Origin of the sequence: Cobetia sp. 10Alg 146 (genome assembly GCF_029846385.1) — a bacterium.
Classification (GTDB): Bacteria; Pseudomonadota; Gammaproteobacteria; order Pseudomonadales; family Halomonadaceae; genus Cobetia; species Cobetia marina.
Genome location: NZ_JARWKT010000003.1, coordinates 308,466 through 332,404, shown reverse-complemented (window position 1 = coordinate 332,404; position 23,939 = coordinate 308,466). Strand labels below are relative to the sequence as shown.

Annotated in this window: 21 protein-coding genes; 13 read left to right on the top strand and 8 right to left on the bottom strand. The window is 64.0% G+C overall.

The features are described 5' to 3' along the window. Nucleotides 1-175 precede the first annotated feature (175 nt). The 9 genes from QD172_RS07465 to QD172_RS07425 all read left to right on the top strand — a co-directional run bounded on the left by QD172_RS07465 (nt 176) and on the right by QD172_RS07425 (nt 9,455). Nucleotides 176-910, top strand: a complete 735-nt coding sequence (locus QD172_RS07465; protein WP_279855444.1) for a protein-L-isoaspartate(D-aspartate) O-methyltransferase — start codon at nt 176-178, stop codon at nt 908-910. Then, nucleotides 907-1,860, top strand: a complete 954-nt coding sequence (locus QD172_RS07460; protein ID WP_240499669.1) for a DUF368 domain-containing protein — start codon at nt 907-909, stop codon at nt 1,858-1,860. The genes QD172_RS07465 and QD172_RS07460 overlap by 4 nt, the downstream gene beginning before the upstream one ends. Continuing rightward, on the top strand, nt 1,853-3,100 hold the full coding sequence (locus QD172_RS07455; RefSeq protein ID WP_254696544.1) for a peptidoglycan DD-metalloendopeptidase family protein: 1,248 nt from the start codon (nt 1,853-1,855) through the stop codon (nt 3,098-3,100). The genes QD172_RS07460 and QD172_RS07455 overlap by 8 nt, the downstream gene beginning before the upstream one ends. 61 nt (nt 3,101-3,161) lie before the next feature. Continuing rightward, nucleotides 3,162-4,136: an RNA polymerase sigma factor RpoS gene (rpoS, locus tag QD172_RS07450; protein ID WP_077375080.1), complete on the top strand. Its 975-nt coding sequence runs from the start codon at nt 3,162-3,164 to the stop codon at nt 4,134-4,136. A gap of 434 nt (nt 4,137-4,570) precedes the next feature. Beyond that, nucleotides 4,571-5,941: a TolC family outer membrane protein gene (locus QD172_RS07445; RefSeq protein WP_077375077.1), complete on the top strand. Its 1,371-nt coding sequence runs from the start codon at nt 4,571-4,573 to the stop codon at nt 5,939-5,941. 376 nt (nt 5,942-6,317) lie between these two features. Further along, nucleotides 6,318-7,451, top strand: coding sequence for an alanine racemase (alr, locus tag QD172_RS07440; protein WP_279855361.1), 1,134 nt, complete (start codon nt 6,318-6,320; stop codon nt 7,449-7,451). A gap of 60 nt (nt 7,452-7,511) precedes the next feature. Next, a complete protein-coding gene (gene lpxL / locus QD172_RS07435) occupies nt 7,512-8,429 on the top strand; it encodes an LpxL/LpxP family Kdo(2)-lipid IV(A) lauroyl/palmitoleoyl acyltransferase (protein WP_077375072.1) in 918 nt (305 codons plus the stop codon). An 8-nt stretch (nt 8,430-8,437) separates the two neighbouring features. After that, the gene (locus QD172_RS07430; RefSeq protein WP_084208046.1) at nt 8,438-8,821 is read left to right on the top strand and encodes a hypothetical protein; all 384 of its coding nucleotides are present in this window, start codon (nt 8,438-8,440) and stop codon (nt 8,819-8,821) included. Nucleotides 8,822-9,293: 472 nt separating this feature from the next. Continuing rightward, the gene (locus QD172_RS07425) at nt 9,294-9,455 is read left to right on the top strand and encodes a DUF1328 domain-containing protein (RefSeq protein WP_084208047.1); all 162 of its coding nucleotides are present in this window, start codon (nt 9,294-9,296) and stop codon (nt 9,453-9,455) included. Between the two features lie 142 nt (nt 9,456-9,597). Here QD172_RS07425 and QD172_RS07420 read toward each other — a convergent pair whose 3' ends face one another. The 5 genes from QD172_RS07420 to QD172_RS07400 all read right to left on the bottom strand — a co-directional run bounded on the left by QD172_RS07420 (nt 9,598) and on the right by QD172_RS07400 (nt 15,519). Further along, entirely contained in the window at nt 9,598-10,974 is a 1,377-nt protein-coding gene (locus tag QD172_RS07420; RefSeq protein WP_279855360.1) for a DUF2254 domain-containing protein, read from the bottom strand. A 217-nt stretch (nt 10,975-11,191) separates the two neighbouring features. Further along, complete coding sequence (ettA, locus tag QD172_RS07415; RefSeq protein WP_077375059.1) at nt 11,192-12,853, bottom strand: energy-dependent translational throttle protein EttA; 1,662 nt, start codon at nt 12,851-12,853, stop codon at nt 11,192-11,194. Between the two features lie 214 nt (nt 12,854-13,067). After that, entirely contained in the window at nt 13,068-13,313 is a 246-nt protein-coding gene (locus QD172_RS07410) for a hypothetical protein (protein ID WP_077375056.1), read from the bottom strand. A gap of 244 nt (nt 13,314-13,557) precedes the next feature. Then, entirely contained in the window at nt 13,558-13,998 is a 441-nt protein-coding gene (locus QD172_RS07405) for a PAS domain-containing protein (protein ID WP_077375053.1), read from the bottom strand. A gap of 219 nt (nt 13,999-14,217) precedes the next feature. Then, on the bottom strand, nt 14,218-15,519 hold the full coding sequence (locus QD172_RS07400) for an MFS transporter (protein WP_279855443.1): 1,302 nt from the start codon (nt 15,517-15,519) through the stop codon (nt 14,218-14,220). Nucleotides 15,520-15,891: 372 nt separating this feature from the next. On the opposite strand from QD172_RS07400, the gene QD172_RS07395 reads away from it, so the two are divergent. Further along, entirely contained in the window at nt 15,892-16,224 is a 333-nt protein-coding gene (locus QD172_RS07395) for a SelT/SelW/SelH family protein (RefSeq protein ID WP_077375047.1), read from the top strand. 18 nt (nt 16,225-16,242) lie between these two features. On the opposite strand, the gene QD172_RS07390 is transcribed toward QD172_RS07395, so the two are convergent. Beyond that, nucleotides 16,243-17,262 (bottom strand): zinc transporter ZntB, encoded by a 1,020-nt coding sequence (locus QD172_RS07390; protein WP_279855357.1) that lies wholly within the window; start codon nt 17,260-17,262, stop codon nt 16,243-16,245. Nucleotides 17,263-17,401: 139 nt separating this feature from the next. On the opposite strand from QD172_RS07390, the gene QD172_RS07385 reads away from it, so the two are divergent. Next, nucleotides 17,402-18,322 (top strand): DMT family transporter, encoded by a 921-nt coding sequence (locus QD172_RS07385; protein ID WP_279855356.1) that lies wholly within the window; start codon nt 17,402-17,404, stop codon nt 18,320-18,322. Nucleotides 18,323-18,357: 35 nt separating this feature from the next. Here the strand turns inward: QD172_RS07385 and ppk2 are convergent, their stop codons facing one another. After that, entirely contained in the window at nt 18,358-19,257 is a 900-nt protein-coding gene (gene ppk2, locus QD172_RS07380; protein ID WP_279855355.1) for a polyphosphate kinase 2, read from the bottom strand. A 219-nt stretch (nt 19,258-19,476) separates the two neighbouring features. After that, nucleotides 19,477-20,220, bottom strand: coding sequence for an arylesterase (locus tag QD172_RS07375; protein WP_279855354.1), 744 nt, complete (start codon nt 20,218-20,220; stop codon nt 19,477-19,479). Between the two features lie 92 nt (nt 20,221-20,312). Between QD172_RS07375 and QD172_RS07370 the strand changes: the two genes are divergently transcribed. Both QD172_RS07370 and QD172_RS07365 read left to right on the top strand, forming a co-directional pair. Further along, nucleotides 20,313-21,125, top strand: a complete 813-nt coding sequence (locus QD172_RS07370; RefSeq protein ID WP_279855353.1) for an ABC transporter ATP-binding protein — start codon at nt 20,313-20,315, stop codon at nt 21,123-21,125. 43 nt (nt 21,126-21,168) lie between these two features. Continuing rightward, nucleotides 21,169-23,892 (top strand): FtsX-like permease family protein, encoded by a 2,724-nt coding sequence (locus QD172_RS07365; RefSeq protein ID WP_279855442.1) that lies wholly within the window; start codon nt 21,169-21,171, stop codon nt 23,890-23,892. The last annotated feature ends 47 nt before the right edge of the window (nt 23,893-23,939 follow it).

Genomic DNA, 23,939 nt, shown 5'->3' with positions numbered 1-23,939 from the left:
GCGGTCAGGGGGGTCGGGGATCGATCAGCAAGCCGGCGCAGGCGCGTCGGTCGACAGGATGTAATTCGATGTCATGAAGGACGTGTATCAGAACGGTTTTCCCGCCGCGCAGTCTGAGAGTGGGCAAGCCATGGCGGATTCGTCGGCCACTCGAACCTCATCGCCACCGGTGCCCATGCGCCTGGAGCGCCCGAATGCCGCGCAGTTGAGCGGTATCGGCATGACCTCTCAACGAACGCGTGATCGCATGGCCACGCGATTGGAAGAGGCTGGCATCCAGGACGAGCGGGTACTGGATCTGATGGCGGCGGAACCGCGCCATCTGTTTCTCGATGAGGCGCTGGCGCATCGCGCCTATGAGGATACCGCCCTGCCGCTGGGGCAGGGGCAGACATTGTCGCAGCCCTACATGCATGCCCGCATGACGGAGCTGGCTCTGGCCTCGGCACCGCGCCCGCGCGAGCAGTGTCGAGTGCTGGAGGTCGGCACCGGTTCGGGCTACCAGACCCTGCTGCTGGCGCGGCTGTTCGGTCAGGTGGCCTCGCTGGAGCGCATCGCCTTGTTGCATCTGCGTGCCCGGCAGCGGCTTGAGTGGTTCGGGCTGGACAATGTCCAGCTGCGTCACGCCGATGGCGGGCACGGCTGGCAGACCACGGCGCGTGAGACGGCCGCACAGGAGTCGGTGACCCTGCCGGGGTTTGATCTGGTGGTGGTGACGGCATGTGCCTCGCACTTGCCACAGGCATTGCTCCAGCAGCTGGCACCGGAGGGAGTGATGATCGTGCCATTGGCGGAAGACGGCAGTGATCGTCAATGGCTGACACGAGTGCGCCACGTCGGCGACACTCAGGATATTCAGCGGCTCGAGGCTGTGCGCTTCGTGCCGTTGCTCGAGGGAGTGATCAGGTGAAACGAGCATTGAGCGTGTTCTTCAAGGGGGCGGGCATGGGCGCTGCCGATGCCGTGCCCGGCGTCTCGGGAGGCACGATAGCCTTCGTGACGGGCATCTATGAAGAATTGATCGAAACCATCAAGCGCTTCGGACCTTCCGCCATCGGTGTCTGGCGTCAACAGGGCGTCAAGGCGTTGTGGCAGCACTTGAATCTGGCGTTCTTGCTACCGCTTGCCGCCGGCATTCTCGCCAGCCTGATCAGCGTGGCGCACCTCGTCACCTGGCTGATGGAGGCGCAGCCGCTGCTGCTCAATGCCTTCTTCTTCGGTCTGGTGGTGTGTTCCGGTGTGGTCGTGGCGCGGCGCATTACCGGCTTCAGGGTCGGGTATCTGGTGTGGCTGGTGCTGGGGCTGGTACTGGCCAGTCAGCTGCCCAGCCTTCTGCCAGCGGGCACTGATGCGCCCTGGGTCATCGTCGCCGGGGGGGCCATCGCCATCAGTGCCATGTTGCTGCCGGGTGTTTCCGGCAGCTTCCTGCTGTTGACCATGGGCCTCTACGGCACCGTGATGACAGGCATCAAGAGCTTCGATCTGACGCTGATCCTGTTGTTCGGAAGTGGCTGCGCCATCGGACTGTTCACCTTCTCGCGTGTACTGTCATGGTTGTTTCGTCACCATCACACCGCGACACTGATGCTGCTGGTCGGCTTCATCCTCGGCTCGCTGCCGGTGCTGTGGCCCTGGCGCACGATCACCGATTATCGACTGGGGCCCAAGGGGGAGCAGGTACCGCTAGATTATCAATTCATGATGCCGGAGACCTATACCAGCGTGACAGGTGAGCCTGCCCAGTTGTGGGCGGCGCTTGCCCTGATGCTGGCAGGTATCCTGCTGGTCTGGTTCGCGGGTGAGCGCTCAGGACCGGATGATTCTTCCAGTGATTCCCGCAAGGAGCAGGAACATGCCTGACATGATGGACAAGGGATTCAAGCTGGCGCTGGCGGGTCTGGCGCTGGGCGCTCTGACGGCGTGCAGTACCGCCACGACGCGTCCGCAGATCCAGGATCTCAGTGGTGGCACGACACGCATCACTGCAGACAGCTATACGGTCCAGCGCGGTGACACGCTCTATGGCATCGCCTGGCAGAGTGGCCAGGACTTCCGTGACGTGGCGCGCATGAATGGCCTGCGCCCGCCCTACACCTTGCAGCCCGGGCAGACTCTGCGCCTCGACCCTCAGGCACCGTTGCCCGCGAATGCCGGCAACTCCCGTACGGCCGGCACGGCATCGGGGTCGGCATCAGGCACGGGCGTGGTGGCGACCGGGCTTGGCGGCAGCGACGACGCCATCGCCAGCGGCGGCGAGGTGCCGGACTGGCTGGCTCCGGATGAGTCGGCCATTGCTCAGCAGAAGCAGCGTGCTTCCCAGGCGCAGTCCCTGACCACCGGTAGCGGCGGCGTCGCGGCGGCTGCCACGGGCGCGGCCGCTGCTGCGGGCGTCGGCCCGGGGCCCGTGTATCAGGAAGGCAGTGAAGAGGCGCTGGCGGAGTCTGCGCGTGCACAGGCCGCGGACGATGCTTCCCGAGCCGGCGAGGCACTGGAGAGTGCCGGCAGCAATGCCCAGGCCAGGGCGAGTGAGGCCGAGGCTGCTGCTCGCAAGGCGGCGCAGGAGACGGCGGATCGCGAGAAGGCCGAGCAGCTGGCAGCGGCCAAGGCCGAGCGTGACAAGGCGGCGGCAAACGTGAAAAGTGCCTCCGACAAGGTTGAAAAGGGGACCAACGTTGCGGGCGCCACACCCGAGGCGGCACCGGCCAAGAAAACCTATGTGCCGGTAAAAAACGTTGACTGGCAGTGGCCTACGCAAGGCGAGATCATCGGCAAATTCGGTGAGTCCGAGAGTGTGACGGGCGGCATTGATATCGCTGGTCAAAAGGGGCAACCTGTCAAGGCAGCAGGGCCGGGGATTGTGGTCTACGCGGGGAGTGGAGTGCGCGGTTACGGCAACCTCATCATCCTCAAGCACAATGACCGTTACCTGAGTGCCTACGCCCACAACGACAGCCTCCGCGTCTCGGAGAACGATGTTGTCGAGGCCGGACAGGTAATCGCCACTCTGGGAGCCACTGACGCCGAACGTGCGCAGCTGCATTTCGAGATCCGCGAGGATGGGCAGCCGAAGGATCCCTTGAAGTTCCTGCCCAAGCGCTGACGTCCACCGCTGCCACAACAAGAAGTTCCTGGCACCAGACCAGAGACAACGGGGTATCGACATGAGCATGCTGGAAAAGGATATCGATCAGGCCGAGGTGGAGCTGTCCCTCGATGATGTCGAGGAAGACGATACGCTTGAGGCTGAAGCGGAAGAGGCGGCATTCGAACGCGCCCTGAACCGTGAAGAGCGCAAGCACTACCAGAGCCTGGATGCAACGCAGATCTACCTCAACGAGATCGGCTTCTCGCCATTGCTCAAACCCGAAGAGGAAGTCTATTTCGGGCGACTGGCGCAGGCGGGAGACCCTGCCGGTCGGCAGCGCATGATCGAATCCAACCTGCGTCTGGTGGTCAAGATCGCACGGCGCTATCTGAATCGCGGATTGTCACTGCTCGACCTGATCGAGGAGGGCAATCTGGGCCTGATACGCGCGGTGGAGAAATTCGACCCCGAGCGCGGTTTCCGCTTCTCGACCTACGCCACCTGGTGGATCCGTCAGACCATCGAGCGCGCGTTGATGAATCAGACGCGCACCATCCGGTTGCCGATTCATGTCGTGAAGGAGCTCAACATCTATCTGCGCGCTGCTCGCCAGTTGACGCAGAAGCTTGACCACGAGGCGACGGCCGAGGAAATCGCCGATTTCCTCGACAAGCCGGTGGAGACGGTCAAGAAGATGCTGGGGCTCAATGAGCGAGTGTCCTCGGTGGACTATCCGATGGGCGGCGAGAGTGACAAGCCGTTGATCGAGACGATCGCCGATGAAAATGACACCAGCCCCGAGTCCAGTCTGGTCGATGTCGACGTCAAGGCACATGTCGATGAGTGGCTGGCGGAGCTGACCGACAAGCAGATGGAAGTGGTGGTACGCCGCTTCGGGCTGCGGGGTCACGAAGCCGCCACGCTGGAGGAGGTCGGCGAGGAGATCGGTCTGACGCGTGAGCGAGTGCGTCAGATTCAGGTCGAGGCGCTCAAGAAACTGCGTCGCATGCTCGAGAAACAGGGCCTGTCGCTGGAATCCATCTTCGAATGATTCGCTGACATGTCATCGACGGGACTGGCAGCTGTCATCGTCTGGCCCGATATCCGTGACATCCTGCTGGATAGTGGACGCAACACGACATGAAAACGGCCCCCCGCTTGCGGGCGGGCCGTTTTCATATTTTCTGAGCATTGGTTTGGCAGGCTATGGGGTTGGCAGAAAGATGACGGTGCATATGATTCGACACCGGGGCCGTGTTGCATTGTTGCTGGGATGGAAACGCTGTAAGGCAAATGAAGTTAGCCAACTAACTGGACGCCTTGCAAGGCGACGATTAGACTGAGTCCTTTTTCCACGACCCGCCCCCGAAGGGGCTGATGCCGTCATCAGCCGGCCCGTGAAACGACCTTATCTCCCCTTGCCTTGGTGCCTTTGGCGCATCATGCAGGTCACGACTGACTGTTACCGATCAGGAATACGCATACATGGCCAACATACGCATACTGCCTCTGGTGCTGGCGATGGGTTTCGCGACCCAGGCCCAGGCTGCCGATCTGCTCGACATTACCCGTGATGCGCTGACCCACAATGCCAGCCTGTCGTCCTCTCGCTCTCTGTATCAGAGCGTCGAGGACAACGAGCGGATCGAGCTTTCGGATCTGCTGCCACAGATCTCGGCCACCGGCACCGTGTCACGCACCGATGTCACGGGCAATTCCCAGAGCGGTGTGGAAGGGGATTACACCGACAGCAACATCGTGCTCAACGTGAATCAGCAGCTGTTCGACGCTGCCGACTGGTATGAGCTGGCGACCAGCAAGGACAGTACCGAGCAGCAGAAACTGCTGCTGGATTCCGATCAGCAGCAGCTGTTGTACGATGTGGCTTCCGCATACTTCACCATCCTCAACAACCGGGATGTGCTGGATGCGCGCATCGCGCAGGAGAAGGCCTTTTCCCGTCAGCTGGATCAGGCCAATCAGCAGTTCGAGGTCGGGCTGATCGCGATCACCGATGTCCAGGAGGCCAGAGCGTCCTTTGATGACGCACGCGCCCAGCGGATTGCCGCGGAAGCCGACCTGCAGGTCAGCTTCGAGGCACTTCAGCAATTGACCGGCCAGCAATACGATTCCATCGATGGGCTGGAAGAGGATCTCGCCATCGAAGCGCCGGTGCCCGCCAGTCGTGGCAAGTGGGTCGAGATGGCGTTGGTCAACAATCCCTTGATCGGTGCCGCGCAGAAGGGTGTCGATGTCGCCAAGGGTGACGTCAAGACCTCGCGTGCCGGTCATCTGCCGGAAGTCGGTGCCTTCGCGACCTACTCCTATGATGAAACCGACGTCGCATCCTCCGGGGGATATCAGGAATACAACCAGATCGGTATCCAGGCGTCATTGCCGATCTATACCGGTGGTCGCACATCCGCGCAGGTACGCCAGAGCACGCACCTGCTGGAGCAGAGCCAGTACGACCTGCTGGACCAGCAGCGTTCCACCACCCAGAGCGTGCGTTCGCTCTACAGTCAGGTCCGCAGCGACGTCCTGACGGTCAAGGCGCGCAAGCAGGCCATCGTCTCCAGCCGCAGCGCGCTGGAAGCCACGCGCTCGGGGTATGAAGTCGGTACCCGTAACATCGTCGATGTGCTGGATGCCGAGCAGGCGCTCTATCAGGCCCTGGCGGACTATGCCTCCTCGCGTTACACCTACGTGCTGGATCTGCTCAACCTGCGCCAGGCGGCGGGCATCATCGACGTCAACACCGTGCGCGATCTGAACGAGAGCCTCAAGCGCGATCGTCAGGTATCACTGGTTCTGCAGGACGAAGACGATACCGAGCTGGATGGCCCGGCCCAGTGATCTGATACTGGCCTGACCGGCTTCTCCTGACACCCCCATCGGCCATTGCCGGTGGGGGTGTTCGCGTATCGGGGGGCAGAAATCTCGCCGTGAAGCGTGAATGACAACAGCTGTGATGCTTGTCTGGAGGAATATGCCATTGATTTGATGAAAACCAGAGATAACGTCAAGAAGTTGGCTTGATGTTTGGTGGTTTTCACCGTGACCTTGGCGCGATGATGGAAAATAATTGATGGCTGGAGAACGCCTGCTCCGGTTGGCCGCCTCCTTTTCATGGTGCGTGCCTTGCTCGCTCGTTGGCAGGTCCCAACTTGCTGCGTCACCCGTGCGTGATTCGTCGTGTCTGTCCCTCTTTCTCATTGTCTGGAGTTGCCTCATGTCCCGCCCGTTGCGTGCTGATATTGATCTGGATGCCCTGCGCCACAATTATCAGCTGGCCTGTGAGCTGGCGCCGAATTCCCGCTCGCTCGCCGTGATCAAGGCTGACGCCTATGGCCACGGGGCCGTGGCATGTGCCCGTGCGTTGGCAGATCTGGCACCGGCATTTGCCGTCGCGACCATCGAAGAAGCGCTCGCGCTGCGGGAAGGCGGTATCACGCATCCGGTGGTATTGCTCGAAGGTGTCTTCGAGGCATCGGAATACCAGCTGGCGGCGCAGCATGACTTCTGGTGTGCCATCCACAGTGAATGGCAGCTGGCCGCCCTGGAGGCGGCAACGCTCCCCGGGCCGATATCCTGCTGGATCAAGTTCGATTCCGGCATGCATCGTCTCGGCTTCGATGCCGAGCAGGCCAGGGCGGTCAAGGAACGCCTGGTGGCGAGTGGCAAGGCGCAGGACCTTCACCTGATGACGCATTTCGCCACGGCCGACAGCCTGACGCCCGATTATTTCCAGCATCAGATGGCGGCAGTGGAAGCGCTGGCCGCTGAGCTTGCCCTGCCACTCTGTCTGGCCAACTCCCCGGCGACGCTTGCCTGGCCGCAATCGCATGCCGCCTGGAATCGTCCCGGCATCATGCTGTACGGCGCGGACCCGCTGGAAGGGGCCAATGATGCCAGCCGCCGTCTGAAGCCGGTGATGACCCTGTCTTCCGCCATCATTGCCGTACGCGAGATCGCCATCGGCGAGCCGGTGGGCTATGCCGGACGTTTCGTGGCGACGCGTCCGACACGTATCGGTGTCGTCGCCTGTGGCTATGGGGATGGCTACGATCGCCATGCGGTGGACGGGACCCCCGTACTGGTCGATGGCCAGGAAACCGTGCTGGCCGGCAAGGTGTCGATGGACATGCTGACGGTGGATATCACCGACCTGCCGGAAGCGGGCGTCGGTTCTCGCGTGGTGCTGTGGGGCGAGGGGTTGGAGGTCAATCGCGTGGCCGCCAGTTGTGACACCATCAGCTATACCCTGCTGACAGGGATCCTGCCGCGTGTTCCCAAGCATTATCACGGTGGTCAGGCACGCGAGGCGGGCCCGATGGCCTCTCAGGCAGTGGATACGTGCGCCTGACCTGACGGCAGGGCTCGGGCGGTCTACAATGGCCGCCGTTGCCCGTTGAACGAGAGAGTCATGGCCAAGAAGACCTACCCCGAGAGTTTTGCGCATCCCCGTTACTGGCCGGCCTGGCTGGGAATCGGGGCCATGAAGGCCTCGGCCTTCCTGCCCTGGTGCGCCAAGCTGTGGCTGGGGCGCGGCATCGGTGAGCTGGCATGGCGTTTCGGCAAGCGTCGTCGCCATATCACGGACACCAATCTCAAGCTGTGCTTCCCCGAATGGAGCGAAGCGGAGCGTGCGCGTCAGGTACGCAAGACCTTCCATGCCAACGGTATCGGCATCTTCGAGACCGCCACGGGGTGGTGTCGAGACCCGGAGCACATGCGCGACCGCGTGACCTTCAAGGGTCAGGAGCACATGGAGCGCGCCATGGCGCAGGGCAAGGGCGCGCTCATCGTGGGCATCCATTTCTCGACACTGGATCTCGGTGGCGCACTGCACTCGCTGTTCTTCCCGGCCGATGTCGTCTATCGCCCGCATGACAACCCGCTGTTCGAGCGTTTCATGACGCGCGCGCGCAATGGCATCTTCGGCACCGCCATCGACCGTCATGACCTGCGGGGTGTGGTGCGCCGCATCAAGAGCGGGCATGGCGTGTGGTATTCGCCGGATCAGGATTTCGGTCGGGACGTCAGCGTCTTCGCGCCGTTCTTCGGTATCGATGCCGCCTCCATCAAGCTGACGGCCAAGATCGCCCGCATGACAGGGGCGCCGGTGATGCCCTTGATGTTCCATCGCAATCCGGACAATCGTACCTATACGCTGGAGTATCTCCCGGCACTCGACAACTTCCCGAGTGGCGATGATGTCGCGGATGCCACGCGCATCAATGCCTTCATCGAGGGGGCGATCCGCAAGCATCCCGAGCAGTACCTGTGGTTGCATCGCCGTTTCAAGACTCGTCCAGAGAAATCCGATCCGTCCCTGTATTGAGGTGAACCATGAGCAATGACACGTCTTCTCTCGCCACTCTGGCCGATGTCGAAGCACGCCTGGCGGCCGGCGATACCTTCGTCCTCAATCAGATTGCGCAGTGGTGCCCGGACTGCACCGTGCGTCAGCGTCCGGCGCTGCCGGCCTTCGAGGCGGCCCTGGCGCGAGGTGGTCTGCCGCTGGTGAGTCTGTGCGTGCAGGAGACTCGCGGAGTCTATCTGAGTGAGGCACATGCGCAGCTGAGCGAGCGCATCGGTGGGGCGGGCTATCCGCGTACGCTGCTGGTGAAGGAAGGGCGGCCTGCCAGCGTGGACAGTGGCCTGAATCGGGTCGAGGTCATGAGCGAGCCGGAGCTCATCGCCTATGCCGAGGCCATGATCGCGGCGTTGTAAACGTCACTTGAGCCCATGTGTGAGCCGACGAGATCTGCCGTGACGCGACACGCATGGGCATCATCGAAAACGCCCCGCCAGGAACTTCCTGGCGGGGCGTTTTCGATGGAGATCAGGCGGCACCCGACAAGCAGCGCCACTTGTCCGAGCTGCATGCGTGCGGCCAACCGGATGCCGCCTGCCGTGTGCCTGAAAATAGACCTGCGGATGATGAGGGAGGCTTTCAACCCGCGCGGGAAAATCTTTTACCGATTCGAGACATGGCCTTGACTTTACTTGTATTGATTACCATCTTCACATGGACAAGGTGATCAAGCGGTCTGTCGTGACTCCGCCCTCTGGCAATCACGTCAGCAGCCACACCTGATGAGCGAAGGGCGAGCGCGTCGAATGAGGCGCCACATGCAGAGGCAGTCGTCGTGCCGCTGCGGTCGTCGCCCACTACCGGTTCTCCATGACATAAGGAATTGCCATGCTCAACTATGCCATCATCTTTCTGATCGTTGCCGTGATTGCCGCCGTACTCGGCTTTGGCGGTATCGCGGGTACTGCGGCCACCATCGCCAAGGTACTGTTCGTCGTCTTCCTGGTGCTGTTCCTGGTGTCGTTCTTCAAGGGGCGTCGCAAGCCCTGATACGGACGGCTTTCATCACGACGCAAACGCCCGCAGACGGTAGCGACCGCTGCGGGCGTTTGCGTGTTCATCAGGCCATCAGGCCTTCAGGTCAGCAAGCCATCAAGTCATCAGGCCAGCAGCAAGTCATCAGGCCAGCAAGTTACCACGGGGTACCTGGCAGCGTCAGACGATGATGCCCGGCCTTGAGGCCCTGCTCGATGAAGCGCCTGTCCACCTCGAACTGTGCCTGGGCAAGGATGGCCTCCACCACCTTGTCGGCATGTTGTTGCAGCAATGCCAGTTGCGCGTCATCGCTGCCCAGCAGTGACAGTGTCTTGAGCAGCGAGAGCAGCGCCAGACAGATCGAGAGGTCATCACGACCATAGTGCAGGATGGGGGAGATGCTGCGGTAGAGCAGACTGTCGAAGCTCTCCATCTCCCAGCTGACCCGTATGTGGTCTTCCTCATCCACGCAGCAGTTGCACAGGGGCAGCTGCATGCGCTCACTGAGCAGTTCGGTGAGTTGATGCAGGCACAGGCGTGCGGTGCCCGGATCATTGATGCCGGGGGACAGCGCCTTGATGGCGACTTCCATCAGCTGGGTCAGGCCGTGCTCGTGAAGGTCATCGACGGATTCCCCATCCAGATAGCCCAGTGCCGCGCGCAGCTTCTTGATCAGTTCTGCCTGATGATGCTCATCGAGCTCATCACCCGCCGAGACGCCTTCGGGCAGGCCCGCAGGCCATTCGATGCGCATCAGCGGCATGCCACTGACGATGAAGGCCCCGAGCGCGAAGTCCAGGTGCACGATCATGTCGTGGTCGATGGCCAGCTGGCGAAGGGCCGCGAAATCGACCTGCTGCACATAGCCGCGTCGCTTTGCTCTCAGCAGCTGGCAGCGTGACGTGTCGCGAGTGATCTGGCGCTCGCCGAAACCGTCGTGGCGATTGCGCTCTCGCAGTCGTTCAAGCGAGACCCGCGTGCGCCCGGACAGGCGGCGAGCCACGGCATTGATCTGCACGGACTGTGATGCCTGGTGGATGAAGTAGATGAACATCCCCAGGCAATTGACCATCATCAACACGCCCAGATAGACCGCGATGGAGCGCCATAGCGTTGGCGAATCGCCGGTATTGGGTACCATCAGGTTGATGAGCAGGAACAGCAGACTGCCCAGATAATGTCCCAGCACCAGCTGATGGTGACGCTCGGTCACCAGCCCCAGCAGCAGCTTGTGGGAGAACTGTGCGCCCGCCTGGGTCAGCACGCTCATCACCATGGTGAAACTGAAGACCATCAGCGAAATGAGCCCCCCGACCAGTGCCGCCAGCAGGGTGCGCGGCGTGTCGTGCTCCTTGAAGGTCAGGGCATTCAGCATCTCGCTGGCTGGCAGTTCATGTGGCTCGGGGAGGCCGGAAGGCAGCACCGAGATCAAGCCAAGCAGGATATAGAGCGTCGCCAGCAGGCTTGGCAGATAGGCTATGCTGGTGGTGAAGGTGCGTAACCACATCAGCGGCTGTTGCAGCCAGCGATTCATGGGCAATTCCTGATCCTGTGAGTGGCGCGACGGCGTGTGCGACGGACGGCCGTGAGTGACGGCAAGCATTCGCTCCGTTATCTCCCGTGTTCGGCCTGACTGCAAGTGCCAGAGGCGAAGCGGGAGCGCCCTTGTGAGGCTTGCCTCAAACGCAGGACGCCCTTGCGGCGTCAGCGGCAAGGGCGTCCTGGTCAATCCAGCGGTTCAGATCACCGGATCAGGCATCGATACGCTTGTACTTCATGCGCTTGGGCGCATCGTTGCCGACACGCGCATGGTAATCCTCTTCGTACTCGCTGTAGCTGCCCTCGAAGAACACCACGTTGGAGTCCCCTTCGTAGGCGAGGATGTGGGTCGCGATGCGATCCAGGAACCAGCGGTCGTGCGAGATGACCAGTGCACAGCCCGGGAAGGCGAGCAGCGCCTCTTCCAGTGCACGCAGGGTCTCGATGTCCAGATCGTTGGACGGCTCATCCAGCAGCAGCACGTTGGCGGCCTGCTTGAGCGTCTGCGCCAGCTGCAGACGACCACGCTCACCACCGGACAGATCAGACAGACGCTTCTGCTGATCCGTGCCCTTGAAGTTGAAGCGGCCGACATAGGCGCGCGAGGAGACTTCATGGCCATTGATGTTGAGCATGTCCTGGCCGCCGGAGACGGCTTCCCAGACAGTCTGATTGTCTTCCAGGCCATCACGCAGCTGCTCGACGTAGGCGATCTTGACGGTCTCGCCCAGCACCACTTCGCCGCTGTCCGGGGTTTCCTTGCCGGTCACCAGCTTGAACAGCGTGGACTTGCCCGCACCGTTGCCGCCGACGATACCGACGATGGCACCCTGGGGAATGGTGAAGGACAGGTCGTCGAACAGCAGCTTGTCCTCGAAACGCTTGGTGACGTTGTGCAGCTCGATGACCTTGTCGCCCAGACGCGGTCCCGGCGGAATGTAGATCTCGTTGGTCTCGTTGCGCTTCTGGAAATCACCGGACTGCATTTCCTCGAAGCGGTTGAGACGCGCCTTGCTCTTGGCCTGACGACCCTTGGGATTCTGGCGAACCCACTCGAGCTCCTGCTGGATGGCCTTGTTGCGTGAGGCTTCCTGCTTGGCTTCCTGCTGCAGGCGAGCGTCCTTCTGCTCCAGCCACGAGGAATAGTTGCCTTCGAAGGGAATGCCCTGGCCACGGTCGAGCTCGAGAATCCAGCCCGCGACATTGTCGAGGAAGTAACGGTCGTGGGTGATGGCGACCACGGTGCCGGCGTAATCGTGCAGGAAGCGCTCCAGCCAGGCGACGGACTCGGCGTCCAGGTGGTTGGTCGGCTCATCCAGCAGCAGCATGTCCGGGCTCGAGAGCAGCAGACGGCAGAGGGCGACACGGCGACGCTCACCACCGGACAGCACGCCGACATTGGCATCCCACGGCGGCAGGCGCAGCGCTTCGGCGGCCACTTCCAGCTTGCGCTCGAGGTTGTGGGCGTCGGAGGCCTGGATCAGGTCCTCGAGCTTGGCCTGACGCGCGGCGAGGGCGTCGAAGTCGGCGTCCGGCTCGGCGTAGGCGGCATAGACTTCATCCAGCTCCGCCTGGGCATTCTTGATGTGGGCCAGAGATTCCTCGACGCACTCGCGCACGTTCTTGGAATCATCGAGCTCCGGCTCCTGGGGCAGGTAGCCGACATTGAGGCCCGGCATGGGACGCGCTTCGCCGTTGTAGTCCTGATCCACGCCGGCCATGATGCGCAGCAGCGAGGACTTGCCCGAGCCGTTGAGACCGAGCACACCGATCTTGGCACCCGGGAAGAAGGACAGCGAGATGTCCTTGAGAATCTCGCGCTTCGGGGGGACGACCTTGCCCACCCGGTTCATGGTATAGACGTATTGCGCCATGGAATCCCAATTTGGTTGGAGAATGGAATGACGCGCTGATGATAGTGCCCGTGGTCACGCTTGACCAGTCAGGGCCATCGTTGGCGTGACGGCGGCCATTCCATGGCCGGTTCGCTGACGGGGCCGCAACCCCCTGGTCTTCATCGAGAAGCGGTGTGGCGAACCTTCCCTGAAGGGGCATCTCGAGGCCAGCCCCGGCCTCATCGCGAGGCGCTCACTCCTCCTCTCCCCAGTCACTGGCGTCCAGCAGGTCATCATCATCCGCTTCATCGTCCCAGCCTTCACGGATGGAGCGTGCCAGCGCACGTTCTTCCAGCAGGGCTTCGAGGCGCTGGCGCGAGTCGCTGCGCTGGGGTCTGGCGGGGGTGGAGCTGGAAGACAGTTCGAAGTCCACGTCGTTGGTGGCTTCCTCCGCCAGGGCGGTAGCATCGATATCGTCGAGGAATTGTTCGCGGGCCATGGGCGGACCTCCCGATCATGAATCAGTCTGCCAGACGCGAGGCGTCAGACACCGCCTGCGGCGACCTGCCGAAGGCTCCTTCGCTATATAGCGCTGGAGAAGTTCGATGACAAGTCCTGTGTGCGTGGAAGCATGCTCTGGTGGGTCGCGGGGAAGTTTTCGTCTGCGCACGAACGCCAACGCCCACCGGGTGGTGGGCGTTGGAGAGTCGTTCATGACCGAAAGGAGGGGAGCGTGTCAGTGGTCACTCGACATCGCTCTTGCGGGCTTCCCGCAGGCGCTCCAGCTCCTCATGCGCGGTCATCAGGCTGGTGACATCCTTCTGGACTCCGACGAAGTACTGGAGATTGTCGTGCTCGTCGAAGACCGGTGTCATGGAGAGTTCGTTCCAGAACAGGCTGCCATCCTTGCGATAGTTGCGCAGTATCTCGCGGCACGGGCGCTTGTCGCGCAGCGCGGCACGGATGTTGTCCAGCTGTGGCTGGTCACGGTCGTCATTCTGCAGAAAACGGCAATCGCGGTAGAGAATCTCGTCGGCGCTGTAACCGGTAAGGCGCTCGAAGCCCTGATTCACGTAGATCAGGATGTTCTCGTCACCTTCCTGTTCGGCCACCACGATGCCATCGTCCGAGGCATTCACCACTCTCTCGAGCAGCTCGGGGCTGATCATGTGGGGTCTTTTCATCTGGCACTGATCCTTGCGGCTAAAGAACCCGGCCCTTGTGACCGAGCCCGAGAGTACGGGTATCGGGTGCCTGTCCGTGTGCCCGGACATTCCAGCACCATCATCGGTTTCACTATGGCGGGGAGACGCGGCTTATGCAATCGCAGCCGCTAATGTGTCGGGGGCCAGCGCCTGTCCCGGGCCCCCGTCGCGAGGTTTGGCAGACCGCTCTGTCCGGTATCAGTCGTCTTCCACTTCCGGCAGACGTTGCGCACACAGGGCGGCCGCCGTGGCGACACCGGCCAGAATCAGCAGCAGCCACTCGCTACCCAGCCATTGGGCCAGACCGCCGATGGCCAGACCCAGCACCAGCATCAGCACGCCGGTGAGGGTGTTGGACAGAGCCACGTAGAGCGCGCGATTGTCAGCGCTGGCGAGATCCACCACGTAAGTCTTGCGTCCCAGGCGGATGCCGGAATGTGCGATCACCAGCAGCCCGTAGACCACGGCATAACTCCAGACGCTGTCGGAAAGCGCTCCGGGCCACCACACCATGCTGCCGGCCAGCGCGCAGCACACGGCGGCACCGGCGCCGGCGTTGCGCATCACGCGCCGACTCGAGGTATCGGCAAGCTTGCCCCAGATGGGGCTGGCGACCATGCCCGCCAGGCCTGACACGACCACCAGTACCCCGAGTCCGCCGAGGCTTTCGCCACTCTGCTGCTGGCCCAGCAGCGCGATGTAGGGGAGGGCCAGGGCACTTGAGAGCAACAGCGCACGCGCCAGATTGAAATTGCGGAAGGCGGCGTCATGGCGCAGCTGGCTGAACCCCTGGCGCACGGTGTCCCAGGCATTGGCACCGCCGCTGGTGGCGCCGCGATCTTCCTTGATCTGCGCCGCGCAGAAAGCATTCAGACTCCAGCCCAGTGCCGCGATCGCCATCAGGGTGGCAAGCACCTGTTGACCGGGCTGCTCGCCCAGCAGCATCAGAACACCCCCCGCGAGCAACGTCATGGCGCCGGCCAGGCTGCCACTCCATCCCATCAGGCGGCCACGGCGCTGCTTGGCGATCGTCTTGCCCAGCACGTCCTTGGTGGCGATGGAGGCCACGCCACGCCCCAGTGACAGCACGACCAGACACCCCAGCACCAGGCCACCGGCCAGGCTGCCGCCCAGGCCACTGTCACCGTCGCCTCGAGAGAGCAGCGTGATGATCACCAGGCTGAAGGCCATCAGCGCTTGCAGCACGGACCCCGCGACCCAGACCCATTTGCGCCGCGGGAGCGGGCGGATGAAGCCCGCCACCACCAGTTGCGGCAGCAGGGCGCCGGCTTCACGAATCGGCACCAGCAGCCCCACCATCCACACCGGGGCGCCGATCAATCCCAGCAGCCAGGGCAGCACCAGGCGTGCACTCGCCAGTTCGTCGGCCAGCTTGGTCCCCAGCGAGGCCAGCAGGTGACGCCAGACATTGCCGGGCTGCTGATGGCAGGCATCCTCGGAGATATCCTTGCACATGCGCGAGTCTTCATCGCCGGTCATGCGCTCGAAGAAGCGGCTCTGGGCGCCGCTGGTGGTGTCCTTGACCTGGTCCTGCTCCGGGCGTTGTCCCGTGGCGTGCTCCTTCTGGGGGCCAGGCGTCCCTGTCGTCGTGGCCTCCGTCGAGGCATCTGACGAGGGCCTTGAGGCCGAGCGCGAGGAGGGAGACGATGGGGACGAGGACGATGACGGGTCTGACATGCATGGCTCCGAAGGTCGGCGGCTGAATCCTCATTATTCCGTGCCCGTGCGGGGATGCCCAGTGCCAGTTGTCGACGCTCTCATCCCTGCACGCATTTCGGCATTGACCCGAACGCCTCGCTGCAGTGAAGTGGGAACGGCAACTCTTCACTCACGATTGGAACGCTCGCTCTCATGGATCAACCGTCCACGCTCAAGATTCGCATTCACTACTGCACCGGCTGCAACTGGCTGCTGCGCGCGGCCTGGTATGCCCAGGAACTGCTCTCCACCTTCGGGGAAGCGTTGGATGAGGTCGCTCTCGCGCCCAGTCACGGCGGGCACTTCGAGGTGCTCTGCCAGCCTGCGCCTGACGCCGAATGGCAGGTGCTCTGGGAGCGCAAGCGGGATGGCGGCTTCCCGGACAGCCGTGACCTCAAGCAACGCGTGCGTGATGTGCTCGACCCGGAGCGCGATCTCGGCCATATCGACCGCGCCAGCCGCGAACAGGGCACTCCGACACCGTGACGAGTGCCCCGATCCGCGTCACCACCATTTCTTGCGCTTGAGCAGCCACATCTGCATCGCGACCACCCCAAGCGTCATGCCGACGAACAGCGTGAAGCCCCATGGGCTCTCGCTGCCGGGAATCCCGCCGACATTGACGCCCAGCAGGCCGGTGAGGAAGCCCAGCGGCAGGAAGACGGCGGTGATGACCGACAGCAGATACATGCGCTGGTTGAGCTGCTCGTTGTGCTCGCTCATGCGCTGCTCGTGAAGGATCAGGGCGCGTTCCTGCATGGCTTGAAAGTCCTCCACGTAACGCGACAGCTGGTTGGCGATCTCGCGCAGGTCCAGTCGCGCCTGCTCATCGATCCACAAGGGCCCCTGAGCCAGCTGGGCCAGGCAGTCGCGCTGAGGCCCCATGAAGCGCCGCAGGGTGATCAACGGGCGGCGCAGCCGCGTGATGTCGTCGGGATCGATCTCCACGTCATTGAGCTGATCCTCCTCGAGGATCGCCAGTTGATCGTCAAGGCGGTGGCTGAGCTCGGCGACGCGATCGACCAGCGCATCGCTGATCATCGCCAGCAGCCAGGAGATGTTTTCGGCTCCCTGGCCGGCTTCCAGCTGCTCGCGTACCTGGGTGATCGACTGGAAGGGGCGTCGGCGCAGGGTGATCAGGCGAGTCGGGCTCATCCACAGGCGCAGTGACAGCAGGTCTTCCGGCGCGGCACCCGGGTTGAGATTGATGCCGCGCAGGGTGGTGACGATGCCGCCGCCGAAACGTGCGACGCGTGGGCGTGTGTCCAGCTCGGTGAGGGCCTCGATGCTGGGATCATCCAGCTGCGCGATGCCGGCGAGATAATCATTGACGTCGCCTCGCGTGTAATCGAGGTGCATCCAGATCAAGGCCTCCGGCTCCTGCCAGGCCTGGCGCAGCTCATCATCGCTCAAGAGGGCCGCGCTGCCCTTGCCGTCGAGACGGTAGGCGCTGACCAGCGCCGTGGAGGGGGGATCGGGCTGCGGGTTGGCGTGCGGTAGCTGCGAGGAGGGGCTGGTCGTCATCGTAAGGCGTCCTTTGCGTACACGGGCTTGCAGCTGCACGCCACGCGCGCGATGCTCAAGCCTGCGACGCGCATGGCGGGCATGGGCGTCAGGTCGACACCGCCAGGATGGCGGTGTCCGAATTGCGAGGAAGCATGCCATGAGTCAGGACAGGGAGGCCATGCTCTATGGTCTGGGAGCGGTCGGGTTGTGGTCGACCGTGGCAACGGCCTTCAAGCTGGCGCTGGCGCAGATGTCGCCGCTGGAGCTGGTGTGGCTGGCAGCGCTGGTCTCCTGGCTGTTGATCGGCGTGCTGATGTGGCGTCAGGGTCGGCTGCGCGAGGCGCTCGCCAGCGGCTGGAAAGGCGGCTGGCGGACAGCGGCCTGGGCCGGACTGATGAACCCGGTCGGCTATTATCTGGTGCTGTTCGGCGCCTATGCACGTCTGCCGGGGCAGGAGGCCATGGCGCTCAACTATACCTGGGCACTGGCGATGGCCTTTCTTGCCGTGCCGATCCTCGCGCAGCGCCTGACGCGCATCGATGTCGCGGCAGGGCTGATCGCCTACGCCGGGGTGTGGACCATCGCCACCCGCGGGCAGGTGTTCGATGTCGCCTTCGCCGACCCCCTCGGCGTCGGACTGGCGCTGGGCTCGACCCTGCTGTGGGCCCTCTACTGGCTGCTGAACGCGCGGGATGCCCGCGCCCCGCTGGTCGCCCAGTGGCAGAACTTCAGCGTCGCCTTGCCGGTCCTGACCTTGCTGGTGGCCATCGGGCCGGGGTTTGGCAACTTCATCGGGGAAGACGCCAATCCTCAGGCGCTGATGGCCGGGCTCTATGTCGGTCTGTGCGAGATGGGCATCGCCTTCGTGCTCTGGCAGCTGGCGGTCCACAAGGTGTCGCGTACCGCCAAGGTCTCCAATCTGATCTTCCTGTCTCCCCCCGTGTCGTTGACGCTGCTGCACTTCATCGTCGGCGAGCCGATCCTGACCTCGACACTCGCGGGGCTGGTGCTGATTCTGGCAGGCCTGGGCCTGCAGCAGCTGCAGAAGGCGCCGGAGGCACTGTCACACACGACATGAGCGCGCTCCGCCCGCGTCTGCATCCTCAGGGCGTGCTAGCCCGTGGGCAGGATCAGACGGCCGGCATCCACCACGATCAATGGGTCCGGTGTGCCGATCAGCCGTGTGTCCTTGCCGGGGTAGTCGAGCTGGCTGAGCACATGGCGCAGTGCGCCGATGCGAGCACGACGCTTGTCATCGGAGCGAATCAGCGTCCAGGGCGCGTGGCGACTGTGGGTACGCGCGAACATCGCCTCGGCCGCGGTGGTGTAGTCGTCCCACTTCTCCTGGGCCACGGCGTCCATCGGTGACAGTTTCCAGCGCGTCAGCGGGTCGGCGGCGCGCTTGGCGAAACGATTGGACTGCTCTTCCCGGGAGACCGAGAAATAGAGCTTGACCAGATGCAGGCCATCCTCGACCCACAGGCGCTCCTGCTGTGGCACCTGGATGAGAAAACGCTCGACCTCGTCAGGGCTGGCGAAGCCCATCACCGCCTCGACTCCTGCACGGTTGTACCAGCTGCGATCGAACAGCACGACTTCACCACTGGTGGGAAAGCGCGAGACGTAGCGCTGGAAGTACCACTGTCCCTTCTCCGTCTCGTTGGGCTTGTCCAGTGCCACGATGCGCGCGAAACGCGGGTTGAGGTATTCCATGAAGCGCTTGATGGTGCCGCCCTTGCCGGCGGCGTCACGCCCCTCGAACACGATGGCCAGCCGCTCGCCACTGTCACGCAGCCAATGCTGGACCTTGAGCAGCTCGATCTGCAGGGCCCGCTTCTCGGCCTCGTAGACCTTGCGCTTGAGCCGCTTGTCGTAAGGGTAGGCGTCGCTGGAGACCGGCCCGAGCGTCATGTGGGGAGTCTCGGGGGCCGACGGGGGCTGCCCGGTTGCCGCATGCGCGGGTGTCGCTGTGGGGGCGGACTTGCCGGGGACTGCCTTGCGGGACTGGCTCATGGTGGAATCCTCAGTGCTCTGAAGGGCGAGGCGCCCCGGGCGGGGCACGATGGACGAGCGTGATGAAAAGCGTGGCGGCAGGGCATGACAAGAGGGCTTGTCGGGAGGGCTTGTCGAGAGGGCGTATCGAGAGGACACGCCTTTCGGGAAGCCACCGTCACCTTTGATTCTGACCGGGATGCCCCATGTCATGTTCAGGCAAGGTAGACACGTGCAGGGTCATTGTGTGGCAGGTAGCGCGAGCGGCTCGAGCGTCGGCCAGATGTTGTCCAGCAACCTCGGCTGGGCCTTGGCCGTCGGGTGGATACGGTCCTGTTGCATCAGTTTCTGGCCGGCCGGTGCCGTGGCGATGCCCTCGAGAATGAAGGGCACCAACGGCACGGAGTATTCGTCGGCCAGCGCCCGATAGACCTGGCGGAAGGCGTCGGTATAGGCCGGGCCATAGTTGGGCGGGATCTCGATCCCCAGCAGCACGGGCTGGGCGCCGGCATCTTCCACGGCATCGATCATGCTGGCCAGATTGGATTGCATGCGCGCAGGCGGAAGGCCGCGCAGGCCATCGTTGCCGCCCAGTTCGATCATCACCAGCGAAGGGTCGTGTCGGTCGAGCAGTGCCGGCAGGCGATTCAGGCCGCCTTCGGTGGTATCGCCGCTGATGCTGGCATTGATGACCTCAGGCGCATCGTTGCCCAGGGTGTCCTCGAGGCGCTCGTCGAGCAACGCGACCCAACCCCGGCTGCTGTCGATGCCGTAGCCGGCCGAGAGGGAGTCGCCGACCACCAGCCAGGGAGCCGGCGCCTCTGCCAGCGCCACCTGAGGCGCCAGCACGGCCACAAGGGTCAGTGCCGTACTGGCAAGCGCATTGCGCAGCCGCGTGAGTCCGGCAGTCTTGCGCGTGACGCGCGGTTCGGCGACTCGGGACAGACGTTGCGTTTCACGGCGATTCACCAGCCATCTCTGCATTCCTCATCTCCATCATCTGCACACGTTTCACATCCGTTTCGGGGACTGGCGTTCATGGCCATCCCGTTCACTACCATAAGCGAGCAGACACGATGTCACATAACGCCTCCATTAACGACGCCCCCTTTGCGTCGGATCAAGCGTCAGTCGCGGCACCGTCAGCAGCGAATCCGCAGGCGCCGACGGCAGTCCTCAATGTCACGGGTCTGACCCAGCGTGTCGCCAGCGGTGACGGCCAGTTGACCATTCTTGAAGATCTAGAGCTTGCCGTGGCAGCCGGCGAGAGCGTGGCGATCATCGGGGCCAGCGGTTCCGGAAAATCCACGCTGCTGGGGTTGCTGGCGGGGCTGGACAGTCCGACCCAGGGCGATATTCGCCTGTTCGGCACCTCGCTTGCCGGATTGGATGAAGACGGGCGTGCAGCGCTGCGCGCGGGGCAGGTGGGCTTCGTGTTCCAGAACTTCCAGCTGCTGCCGACGCTGACGGCGCTGGAGAACGTGCTGATGCCGCTGGAGCTGGCGCCCCGGGGCGATATCGAGGCCAGGGCACGTGATTGGCTGGCGCGAGTGGGGCTGGCGGAGCGTCTTGATCACCTGCCGCGTCATCTGTCCGGTGGCGAGCAGCAGCGGGTGGCGATCGCCCGCGCCTTCGTGGCGGGACCGGGGCTGGTGTTCGCCGATGAGCCCACCGGCAATCTGGATACCGCTACCGGTGATCGCATCGCGGAGCTGCTGTTCACCCTCAACCGTGAGCGCGGCACCACGCTGATTCTGGTCACCCATGATCTGACCCTGGCCAGACGCTGTGATCGCTGTCTGACGCTGGAAGCCGGCAAGCTGGTCGAATGGCGGGACGATGCCTCGGCACCTGCGGTGGCCACACCGCAAGGAGGGCAGCATGACTGATGCCAGCATGACATCTGACGCGCGATCGCCGCGCGGGGGCGCCATGCGTCTGCCGCTTGCGTTACGTGGCCTGCTGCGGGACCTGCGTGCCAGTGATGTGCGGGCGCTGTTTCTGGCGTTGATGCTGGCGGTGGCCGCGACCACCATGATCGGCTTCTTTCTGGATCGTCTGGATCGTGGCCTCACGCGCCAGGCGGGACAGCTGCTGGGGGGAGATCTGGTGCTGGAGTCCAGCAACCCACTGGACCCGCGTTTCCGACAGGCCTTCGAGGAGGCCGGGCTCGAGATGTCGCCGCAGCTGGGCATGGTCTCGATGGCCTCGCATGGCGACAGCTTCGTGCTCTCGAGCCTCAAGGCAGTCTCGCCGGGGTATCCGCTGATGGGGCAGGTCGAGCTTGCCTCCGATACGCCCGAGACCCGAATCGCGGGGGCGGACGGCAAGCCTGCCGACGACGGGTCGGCTGATGGCGAGAGAGCCGCCACGCGCCCCGCCATCCCGCCACCCGGGGAGGCCTGGCTGGTGCCACGCCTGGCCACGGCGCTGGGAGTGTCGCCGGGGGATACCCTCACCGTGGGACGCAAGACCCTGACCCTGACCGGCCTGATCACTCGTGAGCCGGACCAGCAGGGCGGTTTTTCCGAATTCAGCCCGCGCCTGATGTTCAACATGGCGGATCTCGAGGCGACCGGTCTGATCCAGCCCGGTTCACGCATGGAATATCGCCTGCTGGCCGCTGGCGATCCGGCGGCGGTGCAGCAGGCGCGCGATGCCATCGCGCCGCTGCTGGCGAGTGCCGACAATGCCGAGGTGCGCCTCAAGGACGTGCGCGAGGATCGCCCGCGACTGGGGCGCTCACTGGAGCGTGCCGACAAGTATCTGAGTCTGGCCGGGCTGGTGGCGGTGCTGCTGGCCGGGGTCGCGGTGGCGATGTCGACGCGCCGCTATGTGGAACGCCATCTGGACAGTGCCGCGCTATGGCGCTGCTTCGGGGCTTCCCAGCGTCAGCTGTCACGGTTGTTTGCCGCTCAGCTTGGCTGGCTGGCGCTGCTGGCCAGCACCCTGGGGGCCGTGTTGGGGCTGCTGGGGCAGATGGGGCTGGTGGCACTGCTGGAGCGCTTCCTGCCGCTGGAGCTGCCGGCGCCGGGCCCCTTGCCGCTGGCATTGGGGATTCTGACGGCACTGGCGGTGCTGGCCGGCTTCGCCGGTCCGATGCTGCTGCGCCTGCGTCAGGTCAGTGCGCTCAAGGTGCTGCGGCGTGAACTGGCCCCGCTGCCGGCCTCGGCGTGGGTGGTGGTGGCGATGGCCAGTCTGGTGTTCGGCGCCTTGATGTGGCTCTACTCGGGCGATCTCATGCTGGCGGCCGGGTTGCTGGTCGGCGGCATCACCGGGCTGGGTCTGTTGCTGGTGGTGGGGCAGCTGCTGCTGTCACTGATGGTCAAGGTGGTGGCGCGTACGCGGGGACAGGGCGGCTGGAGTCGGCCGGTCCGTCTGGCGGGCGGGCTGCTGGCGCGGCGTCGCGGCGCCAGTCTCGGTCAGCTGGTGGCCTTCGCCGTCACCTTCGCGGCCGTGGCACTGATCGCGCTGGTGCGTGGTGATCTGATCAGCCGCTGGCAGGCGCAGATTCCGGCCAATGCCCCCAACCACTTCGCCATCAACATCCAGCCGGGCCAGCAGCAGGCCTTCGGCGAGGAGCTGTCGGCCATCGTGGAGGCGCAAGGGGCGGAGTCGCCCCAAGACGGCCTGAGTGAGCTCTATCCGATGGTGCGGGGGCGCATCACCGCCCTGAAAGGCGAATCCTTGCTGGGTCGCTCACAGCAGCGGGCGCTGGAAAATGCCGCTACCCGTGAACGTCAGCCGGACACGGAACAGGCGGCCGGTGGCATGCAGGAAGGCACCGGGGAGGCTGAATCCTCACGCGGCGTGCCCCAGCGCGAGCTCAATCTCACCTGGCATCGTGATCTGCCTGATCACAATCGCGTGACGGCAGGTGACTGGGCGCCGCTCGAGGACTTCGCGGATGCCGAACCCTCGCGGCGTCAGGCCATCGCCGAGGCGCAGGGGGTGCCGGTCTCGATGGAGGAAGACCTGGCGCAGCGCATGGGACTGTCCATCGGCGATAGCCTGTCGTTCACCATCGGCAGCGAGACCCTCAAGGCGCAGGTGGTCAATCTGCGCCATGTGGACTGGGATAGCTTCATGCCCAACTTCTATGTGATCTTCCCGCCCGGGGCGCTCGAGAGCTTCGCCCACAGCTACATGACGGCGTTTCATCTCGAGGAGGAGGGAGCGCTGGCACCGCTGGTGCGCGATTACCCCAGCGTGTCCCTGATCAACATCGACGCGATTCTCACGCGGGTGCAGGAGCTTATCGCCCAGGTCTCGCGGGCCGTCGAGCTGATTCTCGGTCTGGTACTGCTGGCCGGAGCCAGCGTGCTCTACGCGGCCCTGGTGGCCAGCCGCCCCGCACGAGAACACGAAGGCGCGCTCTACAAGGTATTCGGTGCCGGGCAGAGCCTGCTGGCCCGCCTGCAGGCTGCCGAGTTCGTACTGCTGGGGGCGTTGAGCGGTCTGCTGGGTGCGATGCTGGCGGAAGGCGCGGCGGTCGGGCTCTATTCCGGCTGGCTGGGCCTGCCGGTGGTGCTGCATCCGTGGCTGTGGCTCGGCCTGCCGCTGATCGGCGCTGTGCTGGTCGGCGGGCTGGGCTTCTGGCTGTCGCGGGAAGTGCGCCGCCAGCCGCCCATGGCGGGGCTGCGCGCCCTGCAGTGAGCACGGAAAGGCAGCGTCAGCGCAGTGCATGACGCCGCCGCAGGATG